Raw genomic sequence first — 25,384 nt, forward strand, 5'->3', positions numbered from 1 at the left:
TAATGACTAAATTAGCTAAATATCTTAAACCATTTAAGGTTTTAATTATATTTGCGGTTATTTTCTTATTTATTCAAGCTATGGCAGAACTTTCACTTCCTGACTATATGGCAGATATAGTTAATAAAGGTATCCAACAAGGTGGTATTACAGAAGCTACTCCAGAAGCTATGAGAAAAAGTTTGATGGATAAAATAAAAATATTTATGAATGAAGAGGAAAAGAAAGAAGTATCAAATAATTATATTTTTATTGATGAAAATAGTGAAAGTTATGATGATTACTTGGAAAAACATCCAAATTTAGCTGAGTCACCTATATATGTATTGAAAGATATAGATGATGAAAAAATTGAATACTTAAATAGTATTATAGGTAGAGCACTTGTAACTATATCAGGTATAGAACAAATTCAAAATAATGCTAAAGATGGAGTGATAGAATTTAATGGTACAGAGATACCAGCTGATACTGATATATATGGTATAATTGAAAACTTACCGATTAACCAAAGGCAAGAAATAGATAAACAAATGAATGAAAGAATAGATGCATTAGGTGAAGATATGTTAATACAATCTGCAGTAGGAGCAGTTAAAGCTGAGTATTCAGCTCTTGGTATGGATGTAGATGAAATACAAACTAATTATATTTTAAAAGCAGGATTAAAGATGTTATTAGTAGCTTTAATAAGTGCTATTAGTATTGTAATAGTTGGATTTTTAGCTTCAAAAACTGCAGCAGGCATGGCTCGTAACTTACGATATGATGTTTTTAATCATGTAGAAAGATTTTCTATAAAAGAATTAGATAAATTTTCTTCAGCATCCCTTATTACAAGAACTACTAATGATATAACTCAAATACAAAATTTAATTGTAATAATGATAAGAATGGTATTTTTTGCTCCAATCATGGGAGTTGGTGGAGTAATAAAGGCTATAGGTAAAAGTGCTTCTATGTCTTGGATTATAGGGGTAGCTGTAATAGCTCTATTAGGTTTAATTTCTATTTTAATTATAGTAGTAATGCCTAAATTTAAGGTAGTACAAAAACTTATTGATAAACTCAATTTAGTTACACGTGAGAATTTATCAGGTATGATGGTTATAAGAGCATTTAGTAATCAGCAATTTGAAGAAAATAGATTTGATGAGGCAAATAAAAATCTTACAGATACAAATCTCTTTATTAATAGAGTAATGGCATTAATGTATCCTGCAATGATGCTTATAATGAACGGAGTCACTATACTTATAGTATGGGTAGGAGCTCATAGGATTGCTGATGCTAATATGCAAGTTGGAGATATGATGGCTTATATGCAATATGCAATGCAGATTATTTTTGCATTTTTAATGATGTCTATGATGTTTATACTTATTCCAAGAGCTTCTGTTTCAGCTAATCGTATAGTAGAAGTGTTACAAACTGAGCTAGAAATAAAAGATCCTGAAAATCCTAAAGAATTTGATAATTCCTTAAAAGGAGTAGTAGAATTTAAAAATGTATCTTTTAGATATGATGGAGCAGAAGAAGATATGTTAAAAAACATAGACTTTAAAGCATTACCAGGTGAAACTACAGCTATTATTGGCTCTACTGGTTCTGGTAAAACTACTCTTTTAAATTTAATACCAAGATTTCAAGATGTAACAAGTGGTGAAATACTTGTAGATGGTGTAGATATAAGAAAAGTATCTCAGCATGATTTAAGGGAAAAAATAGGGTATGTTCCTCAAAAAAGCATATTATTTAGTGGAACAATTGAATCAAATTTAAAATATGGAGACGAAGATGCTGAAAAAGAAGATTTAATAAAAGCAGCAGAAATTTCTCAATCAATGGAATTCATTAAAGAAAAAGAAGAAGAATTTAGATCACCAATTTCTCAAGGTGGTTCTAATGTATCTGGCGGACAAAAACAGAGACTTTCTATAGCACGAGCTCTCATGAAAAAACCTGAAATATTTTTATTTGATGATAGTTTTTCAGCACTTGATTTCAGAACAGATTCTGCTCTTAGAAAGGCACTTAATAAAAGGATAGAAAAAAGTACTATTATAATAGTAGCACAAAGAGTTGCAAGTATAATGAATGCAGAACAAATAATAGTACTTGATGAAGGAGAAATTGTAGGAAAAGGAACACATAAGGAATTACTTGAAAACTGTAAGCCTTATAGAGAAATAGCTGAATCCCAGCTTTCAAAGGAGGAATTAGCATGAGAGAAAAGAAACCAAAACGTCAAGGACCTATGAAAGGTGGTCCTCATGGAATGATGAAAGGTGGAGAAAAGGCAAAAGATTTTAAAGGAACTATGAAAAAATTATTGAATTATTTAAGTGTATATAAAGTCTCAATTATAATAGTAATTTTATTTGCTATAGCAAGTACTATATTTTTAATAGTAGGACCTAAAATACTTGGACGTATTACTACAAAACTTTTTGAAGGAATAGTGTCAAAAATTGCAGGTACTGGGAGTATAGACTTTATTTATATTAGAAACACCCTTTTAATTCTTTTAGGGCTATATGTAATAAGTTCATTATTCCGTTATGTTCAAAACTATGTAATGTCTGGAGTATCTATGAAGGTCAGTTATAAACTTAGGAAAGATATATCAGAAAAAATAAATCTTATACCACTTAAGTACTTTGACACTACAAGTAAAGGTGAAATATTATCTAGAGTTACTAATGATGTAGATACTTTAAGTCAGACACTTAATCAAAGTTTAACTCAAATAATTACTTCAGTTACTACTATAATAGGTGTACTCGTTATGATGATTAGTATAAGCTGGAGGATGACTTTAGCATCACTTATTACTATACCTATTTCTCTGATTCTTATAATGTCTATAGTAAAGAAATCTCAAAAATTTTTCAAACAACAACAAGATTATTTAGGGAATGTGAATGGTCATGTAGAAGAGATGTATAGTGGGCATATTGTAGTAAAAGCATTTAATGGCGAAGAAAAGAGTATTAATGAATTTAATAAAAGAAATAAAAAACTTTATGGAGCTGCATGGAAATCACAATTTTTAACTAGTATTATGATGCCACTTATGAATTTTGTAGGAAATATTGGATATGTAGTAGTAAGTATATTAGGTGGTTATCTAGCAGCTAAAAGAACTATAGAAGTTGGAGATATTCAAGCATTTATACAGTATGTAAGGCAATTTACACAACCTATTTCTCAAGTAGCAAATATTTCAAATATACTTCAACAAACTGCAGCTTCTGCAGAGAGAGTATTTGAATTTTTAGAAGAAGATGAGGAAATAAAAGAAACTACAAACCCTATTAAACTAAAAAAAGTAGATGGAAGAGTTACTTTTAATCATGTTAATTTTGGATACAATAAAGAAGAAACAATTATTAATGATTTTTCAGCTGATATAAAACCGGGACAAAAAATAGCTTTAGTAGGGCCTACTGGTGCTGGTAAAACTACAATAGTAAAGCTTCTTATGAGATTTTATGATGTAGATGAAGGTGAAATATTAATTGATGGTCATAATATAAAAGATTTTACTAGGTCTGATTTAAGAAGAAAATTTGGAATGGTACTTCAAGATACGTGGCTTTATAATGGTAGTATAATGGAAAATATAAGGTATGGTCGTCTTGAAGCAACAGATGAAGAAGTTATAGCAGCAGCAAAAGCAGCACATGTAGACAGCTTTGTTCACCATCTTCCAAATGGATATGATATGGTATTAAATGAAGAAGCTACAAATGTATCCTCAGGTCAAAAACAGCTTATTACAATTGCAAGAGCAATATTGAAAGATCCAAGGATTTTAATACTTGATGAAGCTACAAGTTCTATAGATACTCGTACTGAAATTCAAATTCAAAAGGCAATGGATAATTTAATGAAAGATAGAACTAGTTTTATTATAGCTCATAGGTTATCAACTATACGTGATGCTGATTTAATATTAGTTATGAATCATGGTGATATTATAGAACAAGGTAATCATGATGAATTATTAAAGAAGAATGGATTTTATTCAGAATTATATAATTCTCAATTTAAAAGAGATGAAGTTAGTTAATAAAAAACCGAGGATGCTCGGTTTTTTTATTGTTTAAATATTTGTTTGGATATAAATTGTAATATATAATATAGTTATAAAAATATCTATTAAATTCTTTAAAAGGATGATGAAAATGAACCATAGACAGTCAAAATTAAGCCTTATTAGAGACGTTGTAAAGAAATATGCAAATGTAGTTGCAAATGTTCTTGGAGTTGATGTTGAAATAGTTGATAAAGATTTAAATAGAATAGCTGGAACTGGAATATTTAAAAAAAGAGTAGATGAAAATATATTAGGAGAAGCTTATGTTTACCAAAATGTACTAGAAACTGGTCAACATAAAATAATTGAAAATCCTGGAGAACACCTTTTATGTGAAAGGTGTATAAATAAAGGAAGTTGTAGTGAAGAATTAGAATTAAGTGCGCCAATAAAGCTTAAAGATGAAGTAATTGGTGTAATAGGTTTAATTTGTTCAAATACTGTACAAAAACAAATAATACTTTCTGAAATTGATTTGCAACTTGAATTTTTATATCAAATTTCAGACTTTATAAGCTCTAAAGTTTATGAATATATGGAAAATGAAAGAAACAAATCAGTAATAAATGTTCTTACAAATATTATAGATAATGTTGATAAAGGTATAATTATGACAAGTGAAGAAGGTAAAATTTCACATATGAATGATAGTGCCAAAACTCAACTTCACATAAATAGTAATCAAAATATTGAGAATATAGAATTTGTTTCTAAAAATGAATTTATTATGGGGAAAGAAGAATATACAATTAGAATAGGAGATATGAAGTTTGACCTTTTAGGTAATCTTATAAGTTTACCTTCTGTTATATCTAATTATAATAAAGTATTCATGTTTAATAGAATAAAAAAGATGAAATCAGAAGCTTATGCTTTAACTAATGCACATAGGACAATTACTACGGATGTTATATTAGGTAAATCTAAATATACTAATGCTTTAAAAGAAAGAATAAAAAAGTTTGCAGATTCAAAATCTACTATACTTATTACTGGAGAAAGTGGAACAGGAAAGGAACTTATAGCAAGAACAATTCATTCTGAGAGTAATAGAAGTGATAAACCTTTTGTAGCTATAAATTGTGGTGCAATACCAGACGAACTTTTAGAATCAGAACTATTTGGATATGTAAAGGGGGCTTTTACAGGTGCTAATTCAAGTGGACGAATGGGAAAGTTTGAATTGGCAAATGAAGGAGTTATATTTTTAGATGAAATTGGTGACATGCCTTTGCATCTTCAAGTTAAGATATTAAGAGTACTTCAAGAAAAAAAGGTTACTAGAATAGGGTCAAATAAGCCTATAGATCTTGACATAAGGGTTATAGCTGCAACAAATAAGGACTTAAAAGAATTAATTAAAAAGAATAACTTTAGAGATGATTTATATTATAGATTAAATGTAATACCTATTAGTATACCACCATTAAGAGAAAGAATAGAAGATATTGAAATAATAATGGAACAAAAGATAAAAAAATATAATTTATTATTTGAAAAAGATGTTGAAGGAATTGAAGAAGATGCAAAGAAAATTTTACTTGAATATCCTTGGCCAGGAAATGTGCGTGAACTTGAAAACACTTTGGAGTATATGATAAATCTAGCTGATAATTATAACATATTAAAAAAAGAGATGATACCTGAAAATATAATGAATTATATTCAAAATAGAGATATAGGAAACGAAATAGAAACTATAAAGAAACTTAAAGATGTAGAAAAAAACTATATTATTAAAGCCCTTGATATTTATGGCTGGGATACAAAAGGAAAAAAAATGGCGTCTGAAAAATTAGGAATAGGAATAGCAACACTTTATAGGAAACTTGATGAAAGTAAATGTCAAAAATAATGGCATGAATTTTGCTTTATAATTATTGTAGAATTCAAAATTAATATTATAGGAGGTTTTTTTCTTGTTTATTGTAGGTAATGGTAGAATGATTACACAAAGCAAAAGTAATCCTTATTTAGAAGATGGAGCAATAGTTATAAAAGATAATTTAATTCATGAAATAGGTAGTACAGAACATATAAAAAGTAAATATCCAGATGTAGAATTTATGGATGCAAAAAGAAGAATTATAATGCCTGGTATGATAAATACTCATATGCATATTTACAGCTCATTTGCTCGTGGTATGAATACAGAAGAGTCTAAGAATTTTGTAGAAATACTTGAAAAGTTATGGTGGAAACTAGATAAAACAATAACACTTGAAGATGTGAAATATAGTGCTTATGCTACTTATATAGATTGTATTAGAAATGGGACAACAACAATATTTGATCATCATGCAAGTGAAGGTGCAGTAAAAAATAGTTTATTTACAATAGCAGAAGTAGCAAAAGAATTGAATGTTAGAAGTAATCTTTGTTATGAAGTTACAGATAGAGATGGTGAACAAATATTAGAAGAAGCTATAGAAGAAAATATTAATTTTATAAAATATACTAAAGAAAATAAAGATGATATGCTAACAGCTATGTTTGGACTTCATGCATCCATGACTCTTTCAGATGATACACTTAAAAAATGTAATCAAGCTATAGAAGGATTAGATGCTGGTTTTCATGTCCATGTAGCTGAAGGAATAGAAGATCAATTTGATACACTTAAAAAATATGGTAAAAGAGTAGTAGAAAGATATAATGACTATAATATGTTAAGTGATAAAACAATAGCAGTCCATGGTATTCATACAAATAAAAGAGAATTAGAAATTTTAAAAGAAACTAATAGTAATGTAGTTCATAATCCTGAAAGTAATATGGGAAATGCAGTAGGAGCAGCCCCTATAATTAAAATGATAGAAATGGGAATAAACTTGGGACTTGGAACAGATGGATTTACAGCAGATATGTTTGAATCTATGAAAGTAGCTAACCTTTTAGCAAAACATCATTTATGTGATCCTAGAGTTGCTTGGAGTGAAGTGCCAACTATGCTTTTTGCAAATAACAGAAAAATAGCTGAAAAATATATTTCTAAACCTATAGGAACATTAGAAAAAGGAGCATTAGCTGATGTCATAGTAATAGATTATATACCTCATACTCCTATTAATAAAAACAATTATAATGCACATATATTATTTGGAATAATGGGAAGAAGTGTAGATACTACAATTATAAATGGAAAGATAGTTATGAAAGAAAGAGAGATATTAGTGGCGGATGAACACAAGATATTACAAAAATCTAGAAATTTAGCAAAAAATATGTGGAGTAGAATTTAAAAATAAAATTATCAAAATGATAATAAAAATAAAAGGAAATCCTTTTTATAGCTAAAAATCAAGGTTAAATGAATTTATTATCAAAATGATAACTATTTATCAAATTGATAATAAAAAAACAATAATAAAGTATAAAAATAAGCTTATTTTTATACTTTATTATTTATTTTATAACAAAATATAAAGATTAGGTGCTCATAAGTAGCTTATAAAGTGTTATTTATAAAACTACTATAAATTTTAAATATTATTTTTAATAGTTTGGCATGGTAATTGCTTATATAAATAAGTGTAAAGAAAATAAAAGCTGAAAGGAGATTCATGGATGGCTGAATCTATTAAAATAGTAATGAATAAAGAAGCAAGGAAATGCGAAGATAAAGTTTCTGTAAAAGATTTCAATGTTGAAAATGCTAAGAATGTTAAAAGGTTTCATGAAAGTTTTGATGTATATTCCAAAACTCCTCTTACAAGACTTAAAAATCTTTCAAATAAATTAGGGGTTTCTGAAATATTAGTTAAAGATGAATCATACAGATTTGGATTAAACGCATTTAAAGTACTAGGTGGTTCTTATGCAATTGGTAATTTTTTAGCTGGGAAATTAAATGTTCCAATGAGAGATGTTACATTTAATATGCTTACTAATAAAGAAACAAAAGAAAAATTAGGTGATATTACTTTTGTGACTGCTACAGATGGAAATCATGGTAGAGGAGTTGCTTGGGCAGCACAACAATTAAATCAAAATGCCGTTGTATATATGCCAAAAGGATCTTCAGAAATAAGACTTAAAAATATACAAGCTACTGGAGCTGAAGCAAGTATTACTGATATGAATTATGATGATGCAGTTAGACTATCACTTGATATGGCTAATAAATATGGTTGGGAAATAATTCAGGATACTGCTTGGGAAGGTTATGAAGATATTCCTCTATGGATTATGCAAGGGTATGCTACATTAATGCTAGAATCAGTGGAACAAATGGAAGAAATGAAAATAGAAAAACCAACACATGTATTTATACAAGCTGGTGTAGGTTCACTTGCTGGAGCGGTACAAGGATTTATAGCAGCTTATTATGGAGAAGATAGACCAATAACTGTTGTAGTGGAGCCAAATAAAGCTGACTGCATATATAGATCAGGTAAGAATAAAAAGATTACTAATGTAACTGGTGATATGAATACTATAATGGCAGGACTTGCTTGTGGAGAACCAAATCCAATTGGATGGGAAATATTAAATGATTACTCAGATGCATATATTTCATGTCCAGAATATATAGCAGCAAATGGAATGAGAGTTCTTGGAAACCCATTAAATGGTGATGATAAAGTGATTTCTGGTGAGTCAGGGGCAGTTACTACAGGTATAGTATATTCAATACTTAAAGATGAAGATTTAAAAGATTTAAAAGAACAATTAAAACTAGATGAAAATTCTCGAGTTTTAGTTGTAAGTACAGAAGGAGATACTGATCCAGATTACTATAGGGAAATAGTTTGGAACGGAGTTTATCCTGATAAGTATGTTGACTAAGATAGAAAATAATTTAATATAAATTTTAATTTTAAGGGAGGATTTAAAATGTCAAAAGATTTTAAAGTTAAAAAAATTTTCGAATTAGCAAAAAAGTATGAACAAGATATGTCTACATTTCTAAGAAAAATGATTAGTCATCCAAGTGAATCTTGTAATGAGAAAGAAGTAATTTATACAATTAAAGAAGAAATGGAAAAAGTAGGTTTTGATAAAGTGGAAATAGATCCAATGGGTAATGTATTAGGTTATATTGGTCATGGAAAACATGTAATAGCTATGGATGCTCATATTGACACTGTAGGTGTAGGTGACAAATCTGCATGGGAGTTTGATCCTTTTGAAGGAATGGAAGATGATGAAGTAGTAGGAGGTAGAGGAGCTTCTGACCAAGAAGGCGGAATGGCTTCAATGGTATATGCTGGTAAAATCATAAAAGACTTAGGTCTTGAAGATGATTATACTTTAATAGTTACAGGTACAGTTCAAGAAGAAGATTGTGATGGATTATGTTGGCAATATATTATAGAAGAATCCAAGATTAAACCTGAATTTGTAGTTATAACTGAGCCAACTTCTTTAAATATATATAGGGGACATAGAGGAAGAATGGAAATTAAAGTGACTACTAAAGGATTGAGTTGTCATGGTTCTGCTCCAGAAAGAGGAGAAAATGCAATATTTAAAATGGCTCCAATATTAAATGAATTAAAGGCATTACATGAAAACTTACATTATGATGAATTTTTAGGAAAAGGCACATTAACAGTTTCTGAAATATTCTTCTCATCGCCATCAAGATGTGCAGTAGCAGATGGATGTACTATATCAATAGATAGAAGACTTACAGATGGTGAAACTTGGCAAGGAGCTATTCAAGAAATTAAAAATTTACCTGCAGTAAAAGCTGCAAATGCGGAAGTTGAGTTATATAAATACGATAGACCATCATGGACAGGACTTGTATACCCTACAGAATCATATTTCCCATCATGGGTATTGGAAGAAGACCATCCAGCTTGTCAAACATTAGTAGATGGATATAAAGAATTATTTAAAGAAGAACCATTAGTAGATAAGTGGACTTTCTCTACAAATGCAGTTTCTATAATGGGAAGATATGGAATTCCATGTATAGGATTTGGACCAGGTCATGAGGACCAAGCACATGCACCAAATGAAAAAACTTGGAAAGATGAGTTAGTAAAATGTGCAGCACTTTATGCTTTAACACCAATAACTTATGTAAATAAGTATGTAAATAAATAATAAAATTTTAGGAGGAATATAAAAATGCAAACTACATTTAGAGGTAAAGACTTTATAACATTACAAGAGTGGACAAAGGATGAAATTAATACTTTATTAGACGTATCTTTTGACTTGAAAAGAAAATTTGCTATGGGAGAATCAACTCCATATTTGAGGGATAAATCAATATTTTTAATGTTCTTTGAACAATCTACAAGAACAAGAAACTCAATGGAAGCAGGAATGGCACAATTGGGTGGACATGGTAACTTCCTAGATACTTCAACAATGCAAATAGCACATGGTGAAGTTGCTAAAGATACTGGAGTAATATTATCTAGAATGGGGCATGGGATAGCTGCAAGGAATTGTTTCTGGAAACAAGGAAATAAATATTTAAGAGAAATGGCTAAATATGCATCAGTTCCAGTAATGAATCTTCAATGTGATCTTTACCATCCAATGCAAGGAATAGCTGATTTAATGACTATTCAAGAAAAATTAGGAAGAACTCAAAATGTTAAAGTTTCTATTATTTGGGCATATGCTACTACTCATAAGAAACCTATTTCAGTACCTTTAACTCAGGCTTTATTATTCCCAAGATACGGTATGGATGTAACTTTAGCTTATCCTGAAGGATATGATTTACCAGATTGGGCTATTGAACAAGCTAAAGAAAATGCAGAAAAAAATGGTGGAACATTTAGAATAACTCATGATATGGAAGAAGCATATAGAGATGCTGATGTAGTTATACCTAAGAACTGGGGTAGTTGGGTAAATAATGAAAGTGAAGAAGTTGTAGATGATATGTTAGAGCAATATAAGAGCTGGAAATGTACTCAAGAAATGATGGATTTAACTAATAAAGATTCTATATACATGCATGCATTACCAGCAGATAGAGTAAATGAAGTAGAGGATTCAGTTATAGATGGACTACATTCAGTTATTTATGATGAAGCAGAAAATAGACTTCATACAGCTAAAGCGGTAATGACATTAACAATGGGTGGAAAGTAAATATAATTTAATAAAGAGGAGAATGTTCTCCTCTTTATTAAACATTAAAAACCTTTTCCATACAAAGGCCATTGTAGGAGGTACAATATGATAATTAAAAATGGCTTGATAGTTTCAGAACAAAATACCTATAAAGCTGATATTTTATTAAAAGATGAAAAAATAGAATGCATAGGCAATAACATAGCAGAAGAAGGACATGAAATTATAGATGCAGAAGGAAAATATGTAATTCCAGGAGCAATAGATGTTCATACTCATATGAATTTGATAGCTGGAAAGTATACTACAGTTGATGATTTTTATTCAGGAACAATAGCAGCTGCATGTGGTGGAACAACAACTATTGTTGATCATTTAGGTTTTGGACCTAAAGGTTGTAATTTAAGCCACCAGATTAATAAATATCATGAATTAGCTCATGATAAAGCTATGATTGATTATAGTTTTCATGGTGTTGTACAGCATCTAAATGATAAGATTTTAGATGAATTAGAACACCATGTAAACAATGGAATTATTAGTTTTAAGGTTTATATGACATATAATAATAAATTAAGTGATGATAAATTATATAGAGTTCTTAAAAAAATGAAACAAGTAGGTGGTATTGTACCAGTTCATGCAGAAAATGATCAAGTGATAAATTATTTTAGAGCTAAATATAAAAGTCAAGGTAAAATTACTCCAATATACCACGCTAAATCTAGACCAAATAATACAGAATCAGAGGCAATAGGTAGGATACTTAATTTAGCTAAACTTGCAGGGGATGCACCAGTGTATATTGTACATTTATCGACTAAAGAAGGTTTAATAGAAGTAAAGGAAGCACGAAAAAGAGGACAGAAAAATATATTTGTAGAAACTTGTACTCAATATTTGACTCTTACGCAAGAGGAATATAAAAAAGATAATTTTGAAGGGCTTAAATATATAATGGCACCACCTTTAAGAACAAAAAAAGATATTGATTTTTTATGGGATGGTATAAACCAAGGTGATATACAAACTATAGGAACTGATCATTGTCCTTTTAGCTTCAGGCAAAAACTCATAGCAAAAAATGATTTTACTATAGCGCCAGGGGGAGGACCTGGTGTAGAAGAAAGAGTTTCAGTAATATTTTCAGAAGGGGTTAGTAAAGGGAAGATAAGTATAAATAAATTTGTAGAAGTGATGTGTACAAATCCTTCAAAAATATATGGATTATACCCTAAGAAGGGTGTAATACAACCAGGTTCAGATGCTGATATAGTTATAATAAATCCAAACATTGAACAAGAAATAAAAATCAAAGATTTACATGGAAACTCAGATTACTCTATGTATGAAGGTTTAAAAGTTAAATGCAAAATTGATAGAGTAATATTAAGAGGAACTACAATTGTAAAGGAAAATAAATTTTTATCAAATAGAATCAAAGGGAAATTTATAAAGAGAAAAAAGGTAAACAAAAATTTATAATTTAATATAGTTTTTAAACTATCGCTTAAAAGGAAGGTGTAGTATATTATGGCAAAATTAAGTGTAAATATTTGTGGTATAGAATTTCCAAATCCAATAATGACAGCAGCAGGTCCAGGTGCAAGAAATGGTGATTATTGTAAAAAAGCAGCAGATGGTGGTGCTGGTGGTATTGTTACAAAAACTATTTCAGTTAAGCCAGCAGATATACCAAGACCTTGTATGGGAAATACAAAAAGTGGTTTTTTAAATACTGAATTGTGGTCAGAGCACTCAGTTGAAGAATGGTTAGAAACAGAATATAAAATAGCAAAAGAAACTGGATTACCTGTTATTATAGGTATGGGTTATACTGCACAGCAAATAGAAAAATTAGCTCCAATGGTAAAGCCTTATGCAGATGCAGTAGAGTTATCTACACATTATGTAGGAACTGATGTAACCCCTATAGTAAATGCCATGAAGGCAGCAAAAAGATTTTTAGATGTACCTGTATTTGTTAAAATGAGCCCTCATACTGATATTCAAACCATAGCTAAAGCTTTAGAAGAAGCTGGAGCTGATGGGCTTGTAATGATTAATTCTTTTGGGCCAGTTATGACTATAGATACTGACACAGGACTTCCTATAATGGGTAGTAAAACAGGATATGGTTGGTTATCTGGGTCTCCAATTCATCCTTTAGCCGTTAGATGTATATATGATGCTTCAAAATCTGTAAAAATTCCTATTATTGGTGTAGGTGGGGTTACTAATGGAAGAGAAGTAGCTGAGATGTTTATGGCAGGGGCATCAGCAGTTCAAGTTTGTACAGAAGCTATATTAAAGGGGCCTAAAGTATATGGAAAAATAGTCAAAGAATTAAATGACTTTTTAGATGAAAAAGGCTATAAAGATATAGAAGAAATAAAAGGATTAACTCATAAAAAGATAGAAGAAAGAAATTATAGAGAACATGTTATACCTCCATCAATTAATCGTGATGAATGTATATTATGTGGAATGTGTGAAAGGGTTTGCCCATATGATGCAATAAAGGTTGAAGATGAGTGGAAAATAGATATAGATAAATGCTTTGGATGTGGATTGTGCGTGACAGTATGTCCTACAAATGCTCTAAGTATACCTTATAAATAGAGTAAAACTCTCATAGGGGATGTGAATGAATATGTATAGCTTTATATTAAATAAAAAAAAAATAGAGGTTGAAAAGGATAAGAGACTATTAGAATATTTAAGAGATGATACGGATTTAACATCAGTAAAAAATGGATGTAATGGTGAAGGGGTATGTGGTGCATGTACAATATTAGTAGATGGTAAGAAAATGAAAGCATGTATCTTAACTATTTCTAAAATTGATGGTAAAAAAATAACAACAGTTGAAGGACTCACAGATACAGAAAAAGAAATCTATACGTGGGCATTTGGAGAAGCTGGAGCAGTTCAATGTGGTTATTGTATACCAGGTATGGTTATATCAGCTAAAGCTTTAATAGATAAAAACTCTAATCCATCATCAAATGATATTAAAAAAGCTATAGTAGGTAATTTATGTAGGTGTACTGGATATGTAAAAATTGAAAAAGCTATAGCACTTGCAGCAAAAGCACTTAGAGAAGGCAATATTCCCAAAGATGAAAAGTCTAAAGGAAATGTTGGAGATAGAATGAAAAGAATAGATAATGATGAAAAAGTACTTGGTTCAGGGGAATATGTAGATGATATGAAAATAGAAGGAATGATATATGGTAAAGCCCTAAGAACTAAATATCCTCGTGCTCTAGTTAAAAGTATTAATATAGAAAAAGCATTAGAGCATAAGGATTGTGAAACAGTACTTACGGCAAAGGATATACCAGGGGAAAGATATATAGGACATCTTAAAAAAGATTGGCCTGCTCTTATAGATATAGGAGAAGAAACAAGATACTTAGGAGATGGAATTGCATTAGTAGCATCTAATACTAAAGAATCTCTTGACGAAATATTAAACTTAATAGAAGTTGAGTATGAAGAATTAGTTCCGCTATCTGCACCTGAGATTGCTATGAAAGAAGATTCTCCAAAGATTCATGAAGATGGTAATATATTATCAAAACAATTTCTTAAAAAAGGTAATGTTGATGAAGTTATTGAAAATTCAAAATATGTAGTTACACAACATTATTCTACACCTTTCACTGAACATGCTTTCTTAGAACCTGAAAGTGGATTAGCAGTTCCAGAAAATGATGGAGTAACTATATATACTAGTTGTCAAGGAGTATATGCAGTTCAGTCAGAATGTTCAGAGTTGTTAGGAATTGAACCTAAAAAAGTAAGAGCAATATGTAAACTTGTAGGAGGAGGTTTTGGAGGTAAAGAGGATATGAGTGTTCAGCATCATGCAGCACTTCTTGCTTGGTCTACTAAAAAACCAGTGAAAGTTACTCTTACAAGATCAGAAAGTTTAATAATTCACCCAAAAAGACATCCAATGGAAATGGAATTTACAACAGCATGTGATGAAAGTGGGAAACTTACAGCAATGAAAGCTAGAATAATAGCTGACACAGGTGCATATGCATCATTAGGTGGTCCAGTTCTTCAAAGAGCCTGTACTCATGCAGCAGGTCCATATAATTATCAAAATGTAGATATAGAGGGGGTAGCCGTTTATACTAATAATCCTCCAGCAGGTGCATATAGAGGATTTGGAGTAACTCAGACAATATTTGCAACAGAGTCTAATATTAATCTTTTAGCACAAAAGGCAGGATTATCTGCTTGGGAAATAAGATATAGAAATGCTATAAAGCCAGGTGATATATTACCTAATGGACAAATTGCAGATGAAACTACAGCAATGCTAGAATGTCTAGAAGCACTTAAAGAAGAATATGATAATAATACTTATGTAGGCATTGCATCAGGAATAAAAAATACTGGACTTGGAGTAGGTGTGCCTGATATAGGTAGATGTAGATTATCAGTGATAGATGGTAAAATACACATAAGAGTGGGTGCAGTTTGTATAGGTCAAGGACTTGGAACTATAATGACTCAGATGTTATGTGAGACAGTAGATATTTTACCAGAACTTGTAGTTGTTGATGCTCCAGATACAGCTACTACACCTAACTCAGGAATGACTACAGCTTCACGTCAAACTTTCTTTGCAGGTGAGGCAGTTAGAAGAGCATCTATAAAACTAAGAAAATCATTAGAAATAAAGTCACTTAAGGAATTAGAAGGTGAAGACTTCTATGGTGAATATGAAGGTATAACAGATCCTATGGGATCTAACAAAGATAATCCAGTAAGTCATGTTGCTTATAGTTATGCTGCTCATTTAGTTATATTAAATGATGAAGGAAAATTAAAAAAGGTAGTGGCAGCACATGATATAGGCAAAGCAATAAATCCTAAAAATTTAGAAGGACAAATTGAAGGTGGAGTAGTAATGAGTCTTGGATATGCATTAACAGAAGATTATCCATTAAAAAATTCTGTACCTCAAGTTAAATTCGGAAAATTAGGACTATTCCGTTCCACATCTGTTCCAGAGATTAAATCTGTTATAATAGAAAAGAGTGATGAAACACTTGCATTTGGAGCAAAAGGAATTGGTGAAATAGCTTCAATACCTACAGCCCCAGCGGTACAAGGAGCATACTTAAAATATGATGGTCAATTTAGAACTAAATTACCATTAGAAGATACACCGTATAATAAAAAGAAAAAATAAAGGAGAGATTATTTTGGTAGAAAGAACAGTAGTATCAACAAAAAAAGCACCAGGAGCAATAGGACCATATTCACAAGCAATAAAAGTGGGAGAGTTTGTATTTACTTCAGGACAATTACCAATGGATCCTGAATCAGGAGAATTAATTAATGATATTAAAAAAGCTACTGCTAGATCACTTGATAGTGTAAAGGCAATATTAGAAGAAGCAGGAAGTAGTATGGAAAACATAATCAAAACTACAATATTTGTAAAAGACTTAGATGATTTTGCAGCAGTAAATGAAGTTTATGGCACATATTTTGGTGATGAGCCACCAGCAAGGTCATGTGTTCAAGTAGCCAAAATACCAAAAGAGGCTAAAGTTGAAATCGAAGCTATAGCTAAATTAAAATAATAAAATGCTAAGCTAGATGATTTAATCATCTAGCTAGGCTTAATTTTCTTACTAATGATAATTAATACTATAATAGTTTGTTAAAATTTAAACTGAAAATATTAGGGGGTAATATGATGGAAGGAAAAAGTACCAGAAGTAATTCAGTGTTTGATTTATATGGAAGACCACCAATTACAAGAGCAGCACCACTTGGAATTCAGCATGTTTTAGCAATGTTAGTAGGAAATATTACACCAGCAATAATTTTAGCAGGAGCAGTAGGACTTTCAACAGGAGAATCAACTCTTTTAATTCAAGCTGCAATGTTTATAGCAGGGATAGCTACATTATTACAGCTGTATCCTATAGGTGGAAAATCTAATTTTAGAATAGGTTCAGGACTTCCTGTTATAATGGGAGTTAGTTTTGCATATGTGCCAACTGTATTATCAATTGCAAATAATTATGGAGTTGCAGGGGTATTAGGGGCACAATTAATAGGTGGTATAGTTGCTATTATAGTAGGTATATTTATAAAGCCTTTGAGAAAATTTTTCCCACCTATAGTTTCAGGAACAGTAGTACTTACTATAGGATTATCACTATATCCAATAGCTATAAATTATATGGCAGGTGGAGTAGGTGCAGCAAATTATGGTTCACTTAAAAATTGGGCTGTAGCTATTGTAACATTAGTAGTGGTATTAATATGTAATAATTTCACAAAAGGAATAACAAAATTAGCATCAGTATTAATGGGAATAATAGCAGGATATATTTTAGCACTAGCACTTGGAATGATAAGTTTTTCTGGAGTAGGAGATGCAGGCTTGGTAGCTATTCCAAGACCTCTTCATTTTGGAATAAAATTTTATCCTACTGCAATAATAACAATGTCTATAATGTATGTAGTTAATTCTATACAGGCAGTAGGAGATTTATCTGCTACAACTGCAGGAGGACTTGATAGAGAACCAACAGATAGTGAATTATCAGGTGGTATAATAGGAAATGGTACTGCAAGTATATTAGGTTCACTTTTTGGAGGATTACCAACTGCAACATATAGCCAAAATGTAGGTATAGTTGCTATGAATAAAGTTGTAAGTAAATTTGTATTACTACTTGCTGCTGGAACAATACTTTTAGCAGGATTTATACCAAAAGTTGGAGCAATTATGACCACAATACCTCAATCAGTATTAGGTGGAGCTACAATATCAGTATTTGCTATGATTACTATGACAGGTATAAAACTTATAACTCAGGGTGAAATGTCAACTAGAAATGTTTCAATAGTTGGTCTTGCAATAGCCCTTGGAATGGGAATCACAACTGTACCAGGAGCTTTAGAACAATTTCCAGAATGGGTAACAGAAATATTTACATCATCACCAGTTATAATTTCAGCTATAGTAGTATTCTTCTTAAATATTATAGTGCCAAAGAAAACTATTGATGAAGAAAAGAAAGAAAGGCAAGAAATAGCTGATAAAGAAAAAATAAGCTAAAAACAGCTTAGGTTTGTATACATAGTTATAGTATGGCTCTTTATGATATACTATAACTATGTATTTTTATGTAATAGGGGGATATTGTTTTGAAAGTAGGATATAAAGTATGGATAGAAGATAAAAATAAAGCTTTTGGTAAAGGACCTTATGAATTACTTATACAAATAAATAAATTAGGGTCAATAAATATGGCTTGTAAAAATCTAAACATGAGTTATAGCAAAGGTCTGAAAATAATAAATAATATTGAAAATGAACTGAAATTGAAATTATTAGATAGAACAATTGGGGGAAGGTCAGGTGGAGGTTGTAGTTTAACTGAAGATGCAAAAATATTGATACATGCATATGAAAAATTTACAGAAGAATTAGATATTGAAATGAATAGATTATTTAAAAAATATTTTGATAATATAATATAATTTTTTAGAAATCGTTATGTAGATATGAATATAGCGAAAGGATGAAATGTATGCTAGTAATAATAAGAGGTGCAGGAGATATAGCTACAGGAATAGGGCATAGATTATATATGAGTGGCTTTGATGTTATATTTTTAGAAAAAGAAAACCCATCTATGGTTAGAAGGAAAGTTTCTTTTTCAGAAGCCGTATATGAAGATGAAATTACTATAGAAAATTTAACTGGAAAATTATCAGATTCAAAATATAAATCTTTAAACTTAATTAAAAAAGGGATAGTTCCAGTAATGATAGACCCTTATGGAAAATATATAGAAGAGTTTAAACCTAAAATAATAGTAGATGGAATACTTGCAAAAAAGAATATAGGAACATATAAAGATATGGCTGAGATTGTAATAGGTGTAGGACCTGGATTTTCTGCAGGTGAAGATGTTCATACAGTAGTAGAAACCAAAAGAGGTCATATGTTAGGAAGAGTAATTTATAAAGGAATACCTGAGCCAAATACAGGAATTCCTGGAAATATTGAAGGTTTTACAGAGGAAAGAGTGCTTAGAGCAAAATCTTATGGAAATATAAAAGTATTAAAAGATATAGGAACTTTAGTTGAAAAAGGAGATATAGTAGCTACTATAGGTGAATGTCAAATAGAGACAAAAATATCAGGTGTAATTAGAGGTATGATTAGGGATAAGTATTATGTATATAAAGGCATGAAAATAGGAGATGTAGATCCTAGAGGAGAAGCGAAATATAGCTACCAAATATCAGATAAAGCACGTTCAGTAGCTGGAGGAGTATTAGAAGCTATAATGTATAATTTATATAGGAAAAACAATAATGAGATTAAGTGATGGATTAAATATAAAAAAGAAAGATTTGATATCTATAGTAGGAGCTGGAGGTAAAACTTCAGTTATGTTTCAACTAGCAAAAGAATGCAAAGATAAAAATTTAAAAGTATTTGTAACTACAACTACTAAAATATACTATCCAACAGAAGATTTTATAGATAATATGTTTTTATTAAATAAAGAAAGGATAGATATAACTAAAATAAAAAATGGAACTATTACAATTATAGGAGAATATATATCAACAGAAAACAAATTAATAGGTGTAGATAAAAGTTTTATAGATGAAATATATAGAAGAAATATCTTTGATTTAATAATAGTGGAATCAGATGGGGCAAAAAGAAAAACTATAAAAGCTCCTAATTATAATGAACCATTAATTCCAAGTCTAACTACAAAGGTAATAGGCATTATAGGCGTAGATGCTATAGGGATGTTATTAAACAATAAAAATGTTCATAGAGTAGATGAGTTTTCATCTGTAACAGGCACCAAAATAGGTGAAATTATAAGTAATAATTCAATAAAAAAATTAGTAGTATCTAAAGATGGATTATTTAAAAATAGTCCTAAAAATACAAAAAAAATACTTATACTAAATAAAGCTGATGACAAAGAGCTTCAAATAAAGGCATGTAAATTATTAAGAAGTATAGCTAAAGAAACTATAGATTTAAAGTATATATTGGTAATAAGCATTTACAATAATTATTGTAGAAGGTGTGAACTATGATAACAGCTATAATAATGGTATCAGGATTTTCAAAGAGAATGACTTGTGATAAATTATTTTTAAAAGTGAACTCTGAAACTTTAATAGAGAGAACAATAAAAAAGGTTAAAGGTTCTGAAGTTGATGACATAATTATCATTTATAGGGATAAGAGAATAAAAGATATTGCTAAAAATCAAGGTATTATTTCAATATATAATAATAATGCAGAAAAAGGACAAAGTGAATCTATAAAACTAGGAATAAAAGAAGCAGATGAAAGAACAAAAGGTTTCATATTTTTTGTAGGAGATCAACCTTTTTTATCAATAGAAGTTATAAATAAGATTATAATTGAATTTAAGAAAAAGACAGAAAAAATAATAATTCCTCTTTATAATGGTAAAAGAGGAAATCCTATTATATTTCCAGCTTATTTGAAAAAAGAGTTATTATTGATTAATGGGGATATAGGAGGGAGAGAAGTGATAAAAGATAACTTTGATATTGTAAATTACATAAAAATTCATGATAAATATCTAGGTATAGATATAGATACAATTGAAGATTATAAAAAAATAATAGATAAAGGAGAATAAAAGAATGTATGAGATTGAATATATTGAAGAAGTTAAAAAAGAAATTCAAATGAATAAAAAAGTGGCACTTGCCATAATAACTGATTCAAAAGGTTCAACCCCTAGAGAAAATGGTGCAATGATGGTAATAAAAGAAGATGAATCAATTGTAGGCACAATAGGGGGAGGGAAAATTGAATATGATGTATTAAAACGTGCTAAAGAATGTTTAGAAACAGGAGAAAGTAAAAAATATAATTATGAACTTACTGAAAAAGGCGAATTAGGTATGACTTGTGGAGGACAAGCTGAAATTTTTATAAAAGTATTTAATAAAAAAAATATATTACTCATAGTAGGTGGAGGTCATATAGCTCAAAGATTATATAAATTAGGTGAATTTCTAGATTTTAAAACAGTAGTATTTGAAACTAGAAAAGAAATAATAGAAAGTGATATTTTTCCAGGTAGTGTAGAACTTAAAACAGGTGATATAATAGAAGAATTAAACAACTATCCAATATCTGACAATTCATATATCGTACTTGTAAGTAAAGGTCATAAAGACGATTTAAAGGCTTTGAGAGAAGTTTATGATAGTGAAGCTAAATATATAGGTATGATAGGAAGTATAAGAAAATGCAAAAATATGATTGACACTTTAGTTAAAGAAGGTATAGAAAGAGAAAAATTAAAAAAAGTATTTGCCCCAATAGGATTGGATCTTGGGGGAGAAACCCCAGAAGAAATTGCATTTTCTATAATGAGTCAAATCTTAGCTGTAAAAAATGAATCAACAGCTAAAAGTATGAAGTATAACTTTTTTAAATAAGCGGACTTTCTAGTTCGTTTATTTTGTTATATACTACTTGTTAGTATATTTAAAGAAGGGATGTAAATATGGGAGAAATTATATCAAAAGTAATACCAATATTTTTGCTTATAGCACTTGGGTATATTATAAAACAAAAAAACTTAGTTAAACAAGAATCGATGGATGAATTTAAAAATGGAGTCATAAATATAGCACTACCTGCATTATTATTTATTACTTTTAGAGATATGACTCTTAAAAAGGAGTATTTTTTAGTTATATTCGTAGTATTTATATTACTTATTATATTATATATTATAGGTAATTTATTAAATAGAATTAAATCTATATCTCATCCATTAGTGCCATTTATAGTTACTTCATTTACTTTTGGACTTTTAGGAATACCTTTATTTAGCTCTGTATTTGGAGTTGAAAATTTAGAAAAAATATCAATATTTGGAGTAGCTCATGAATTCTTTATATGGTTTATATTTTATACCTTATTAAAAATGAAATTTAATAATGAAAGATTTTCCATAGATACAATTAAAGGTTTTTTAAATTCACCTCTTATAATTTCAATTATTTTAGGATTATTGTTAAATATTATGAAGTTGGAAAAAATATTTTTTGAAAACACCCTTTTTATGGGAGTAGATATTACATTAAATTATTTATCAAGTCTTGCAACTCCTATTATACTTATTATTATAGGGTTTGGACTTAAAATAAATAAAATATACATAAAACAAAGTATGAAATTATTCCTTATAAGAATTATAACTATACTAATTATGGGATATATTTTTAAAATATTTATAATAAACAGAATTATAACTAACGATCCGTTATTTGATTATGCCTACTTTACATTTTTAATATTACCACCACCCTATTCATTATCCATATTTGTAGATAAATATGCTAATAGAGAATATAGTGAAATAGCGAATAATGTAGTTGTAATTCATACAATAGCATGTATTACAATTTTTGTATTATTTGTTTTAACATTTGTAGGGGAAAATCTATATTAAAAAGGAATTAAATCAAGATGTAGTAGAGAATAATGATAACTTGTAAACTAGGGTTATTAAAGTATATAATCTATGTATAGAAATATATAGGAGGCGAACTTTTTGAGTAAGACAGATATATCGTATGAAATGGAAAGATTATTAAATTTTGCATATCAAAATGATATGATTGAAAAGTTAGACATGGTTCAAATGAGAAATAATTTAATGGAGTTATTGAAAATTGAAGAACCTTATAATGGCGAATTTAAAGATGAAATATTACATAGTCCTGTAGATATATTAGAAAATATATTGGATTATGCCTATGAAGAAGGAATAATAGAAAGAAATACAACATCTATGAGAGACTTATTAGATGCAAAGATTATGGGGATATTAATTCCACGACAATCAGATATTGCAAATAAATTTTGGAGTACTGAAAAAAATTCTGGAATAGAAAAAGCTACTAAAGATTATTATAAAATGTCAAAGGCGTCTAATTATATAAGAATGGATAGAATAAATAAAAACTTATACTGGAAGACAAATACAGAATATGGTGATTTAGAAATTACTATAAATCTATCTAAACCAGAAAAAGATCCAAAGGATATTGCACTTGCAAAACTGCAAGCAAAAAAATCATATCCTAAATGTCTATTATGTTTAGAAAATGTAGGATATAAAGGTGGAATAAATCATCCAGCACGTCAAAATCATAGGGTCATACCTATAAAATTAAATGATGAAAATTGGTATATGCAATATTCGCCATATGTTTATTATAATGAACATAGTATTATATTTAAAGAAACTCATGAACCTATGAGTATTACAAAAAATACTTTTAATAGGTTATTAGATTTTATAGAAAAGGTACCACACTATTTTATAGGTTCAAATGCAGATTTGCCAATTGTAGGAGGTTCTATACTTAGTCATGAGCATTTTCAAGGTGGAAATCATAAATTTGCTATGGAAAAAGCTAATATAGAGTTACAGTTTAAATCTAATGAATTCAAAAATGTTAAGATAGGCATAGTAAAATGGCCAATGTCAGTTATTAGATTATCTGGGAAAGATAAAAAAGATATAGTGGAGTTATCATCTAAGCTATTAAATTCTTGGAGGAATTATAACGATGAAAATATAGATATACTATCTTTTTCAGAAGGAGAACCTCATAATACTATAACTCCTATAGCAAGAAAGAATTCAAATGATGAATATGAATTAGATTTGGTTTTAAGAAATAATAGAACAAATGAAAAGTACACAAAAGGAATTTTTCATCCTCATCAAAGACTACATCATATAAAGAAAGAAAATATAGGATTAATTGAAGTTATGGGACTTGCAGTACTTCCAGGAAGACTTGAAAAAGAAATAGAAAAAATTGAAGATATTCTTTTAAATAATAAACTTATAGATAACTTAGAACAATATGAGCAAATACAAAAACATAAGGATTGGATAATTGAGTTAGTAGATAAATATGGTACTATAAATAATACAGATAAAGCAAGAGAGATATTAGAAAAAGAAGTTGGAATGAAGTTTTTAGATGTATTAAAAGATGCTGGAGTATATAAAAGAACCCAAGAAGGGAAAAAAGCTTTTATTAGATTTATGAAATATAATAATTTTGATATTATTGGTTAAATTTTATGACTACCTATTATAGGTAGTCATATCTATTTTTAACATAATATTTATACTCTGAATACAATATTATATGAAAATATTCGAGGTGATATTATGTTAAATAATATAGATTTTTCTTATGTTATATCATTTTTTTTGTTATTTATTATTTTAATGATAATAGTTTATAAAAAATACAAAGAATATAGTAAAAATTTATTTGATAAATATAAAACCCCATTTGATAAAGAAAAGATAGATGAAATTATAGATATAAGTGGATATTCTTATGATGAAACACAAGATATATTTTTTTCTAATATAGATGCTTGGCAAAGAAAAATGGGATATTGTAGATTATATGATGAAGCTGCTGCACCACTAGGTATGATAATAGATTGTGAGCCAATATATTTTGAATATGATAATAAAAGGTGGTTAATAGAATTTTGGAAAGGACAATATGATTTGTGTACTGGAGCTGAAATTGGCATATATTATACTACAGGTCCAGATTTAGATATACCTGATTTTTTTAATGGTACTTTTTATAATGCTGTAAAGGATGAAGATTTCCTTGAAATGTCTTTTGTTCTGAAAAAAAATAATAGAACAATTCTTAAAAGAAAATCTAGTCATTGGTGGTTAACAGGGTTTAGAGTTGGAGAATTTTCTGAACCAGAAGAACTTACTATGGATATAAAAATTGTATTTAAAAATAGAGATATGACTAATAACTTCATAAAAGGATTAAGAAATGCTAATTATTCAAATACTGAAATAATTCAAAGAGGTAATATAATTAGATTGAAATTTGATAAGCCTCACGTAGAACAACCTTATACTAGAAATGAAAAAACAGATAAAGTTATTCAATTTAAAAATAAAGAATTATGTGATAAATATGAGTTATTAACAGAACCATATGATACCTTCCCAGAAAAATTAGATATATTATATAAAAAGTCACCTGATTTATATAAAGAAGTTTTAAATATAGGTAGACCTAAAAAGTTAATTGAAATATATAAAGAAATCCAGAAATATATTGATAGCAAAGAGGAAGACTAAA

At 29.0% G+C, this 25,384-nt stretch carries 20 protein-coding genes; all 20 read left to right on the plus strand.

Annotated elements, in window-relative coordinates; genetic code table 11:
- Nucleotides 1–2: 2 nt before the first annotated feature.
- The 20 genes from E0D94_RS05480 (at nt 3) to E0D94_RS05575 (ending at nt 25,383) form a co-directional block, all read left to right on the plus strand.
- Entirely contained in the window at nt 3–2,228 is a 2,226-nt protein-coding gene (locus tag E0D94_RS05480) for an ABC transporter ATP-binding protein (RefSeq protein ID WP_130806278.1), read from the plus strand.
- Nucleotides 2,225–4,075 (plus strand): ABC transporter ATP-binding protein, encoded by a 1,851-nt coding sequence (locus tag E0D94_RS05485; RefSeq protein WP_130806279.1) that lies wholly within the window; start codon nt 2,225–2,227, stop codon nt 4,073–4,075. Before E0D94_RS05480 ends, E0D94_RS05485 begins: the two co-directional genes overlap by 4 nt.
- Before the next feature lie 115 nt (nt 4,076–4,190).
- On the plus strand, nt 4,191–5,957 hold the full coding sequence (locus tag E0D94_RS05490; RefSeq protein ID WP_130806280.1) for a sigma-54 interaction domain-containing protein: 1,767 nt from the start codon (nt 4,191–4,193) through the stop codon (nt 5,955–5,957).
- A gap of 64 nt (nt 5,958–6,021) precedes the next feature.
- Complete coding sequence (ssnA, locus tag E0D94_RS05495) at nt 6,022–7,344, plus strand: putative aminohydrolase SsnA (RefSeq protein ID WP_130806281.1); 1,323 nt, start codon at nt 6,022–6,024, stop codon at nt 7,342–7,344.
- A 325-nt stretch (nt 7,345–7,669) separates the two neighbouring features.
- The gene (gene dpaL / locus E0D94_RS05500; RefSeq protein WP_130806282.1) at nt 7,670–8,890 is read left to right on the plus strand and encodes a diaminopropionate ammonia-lyase; all 1,221 of its coding nucleotides are present in this window, start codon (nt 7,670–7,672) and stop codon (nt 8,888–8,890) included.
- Nucleotides 8,891–8,938: 48 nt separating this feature from the next.
- Nucleotides 8,939–10,159, plus strand: a complete 1,221-nt coding sequence (locus E0D94_RS05505) for a YgeY family selenium metabolism-linked hydrolase (protein WP_130806283.1) — start codon at nt 8,939–8,941, stop codon at nt 10,157–10,159.
- A gap of 24 nt (nt 10,160–10,183) precedes the next feature.
- Complete coding sequence (locus E0D94_RS05510) at nt 10,184–11,167, plus strand: ornithine carbamoyltransferase (protein ID WP_130806284.1); 984 nt, start codon at nt 10,184–10,186, stop codon at nt 11,165–11,167.
- An 87-nt stretch (nt 11,168–11,254) separates the two neighbouring features.
- Entirely contained in the window at nt 11,255–12,634 is a 1,380-nt protein-coding gene (hydA, locus tag E0D94_RS05515; RefSeq protein WP_130806285.1) for a dihydropyrimidinase, read from the plus strand.
- Nucleotides 12,635–12,682: 48 nt separating this feature from the next.
- Nucleotides 12,683–13,771 carry a 4Fe-4S binding protein gene (locus E0D94_RS05520; RefSeq protein WP_130806286.1) on the plus strand — a complete coding sequence of 363 codons (1,089 nt, stop codon included), beginning with the start codon at nt 12,683–12,685 and terminating at the stop codon, nt 13,769–13,771.
- Nucleotides 13,772–13,802: 31 nt separating this feature from the next.
- Nucleotides 13,803–16,364 carry a selenium-dependent xanthine dehydrogenase gene (gene xdh, locus E0D94_RS05525; RefSeq protein ID WP_130807357.1) on the plus strand — a complete coding sequence of 854 codons (2,562 nt, stop codon included), beginning with the start codon at nt 13,803–13,805 and terminating at the stop codon, nt 16,362–16,364.
- 13 nt (nt 16,365–16,377) lie between these two features.
- Nucleotides 16,378–16,761, plus strand: a complete 384-nt coding sequence (locus tag E0D94_RS05530) for a RidA family protein (RefSeq protein ID WP_130806287.1) — start codon at nt 16,378–16,380, stop codon at nt 16,759–16,761.
- Between the two features lie 113 nt (nt 16,762–16,874).
- On the plus strand, nt 16,875–18,254 hold the full coding sequence (locus E0D94_RS05535; RefSeq protein ID WP_130806288.1) for a uracil-xanthine permease family protein: 1,380 nt from the start codon (nt 16,875–16,877) through the stop codon (nt 18,252–18,254).
- A gap of 89 nt (nt 18,255–18,343) precedes the next feature.
- Nucleotides 18,344–18,679 carry a winged helix-turn-helix domain-containing protein gene (locus tag E0D94_RS05540; RefSeq protein WP_130806289.1) on the plus strand — a complete coding sequence of 112 codons (336 nt, stop codon included), beginning with the start codon at nt 18,344–18,346 and terminating at the stop codon, nt 18,677–18,679.
- Between the two features lie 50 nt (nt 18,680–18,729).
- Nucleotides 18,730–19,536, plus strand: a complete 807-nt coding sequence (gene yqeB, locus E0D94_RS05545) for a selenium-dependent molybdenum cofactor biosynthesis protein YqeB (protein WP_242620487.1) — start codon at nt 18,730–18,732, stop codon at nt 19,534–19,536.
- The gene (gene yqeC / locus E0D94_RS05550) at nt 19,523–20,272 is read left to right on the plus strand and encodes a selenium cofactor biosynthesis protein YqeC (RefSeq protein WP_130806291.1); all 750 of its coding nucleotides are present in this window, start codon (nt 19,523–19,525) and stop codon (nt 20,270–20,272) included. The genes yqeB and yqeC overlap by 14 nt, the downstream gene beginning before the upstream one ends.
- On the plus strand, nt 20,269–20,850 hold the full coding sequence (locus E0D94_RS05555; RefSeq protein WP_130806292.1) for a nucleotidyltransferase family protein: 582 nt from the start codon (nt 20,269–20,271) through the stop codon (nt 20,848–20,850). Before yqeC ends, E0D94_RS05555 begins: the two co-directional genes overlap by 4 nt.
- A 4-nt stretch (nt 20,851–20,854) precedes the next feature.
- Entirely contained in the window at nt 20,855–21,661 is an 807-nt protein-coding gene (locus tag E0D94_RS05560) for an XdhC family protein (RefSeq protein WP_130806293.1), read from the plus strand.
- A gap of 68 nt (nt 21,662–21,729) precedes the next feature.
- Entirely contained in the window at nt 21,730–22,683 is a 954-nt protein-coding gene (locus E0D94_RS05565; RefSeq protein WP_130806294.1) for an AEC family transporter, read from the plus strand.
- A gap of 102 nt (nt 22,684–22,785) precedes the next feature.
- A complete protein-coding gene (gene galT, locus E0D94_RS05570) occupies nt 22,786–24,330 on the plus strand; it encodes a UDP-glucose--hexose-1-phosphate uridylyltransferase (RefSeq protein WP_130806295.1) in 1,545 nt (514 codons plus the stop codon).
- Nucleotides 24,331–24,426: 96 nt separating this feature from the next.
- Nucleotides 24,427–25,383, plus strand: a complete 957-nt coding sequence (locus tag E0D94_RS05575; RefSeq protein ID WP_242620488.1) for a DUF4474 domain-containing protein — start codon at nt 24,427–24,429, stop codon at nt 25,381–25,383.
- The last annotated feature ends 1 nt before the right edge of the window (nt 25,384 follow it).

Source organism: Senegalia massiliensis, from assembly GCF_900626135.1.
Taxonomy (GTDB): Bacteria; Bacillota; Clostridia; order Tissierellales; family SIT17; genus Anaeromonas; species Anaeromonas massiliensis.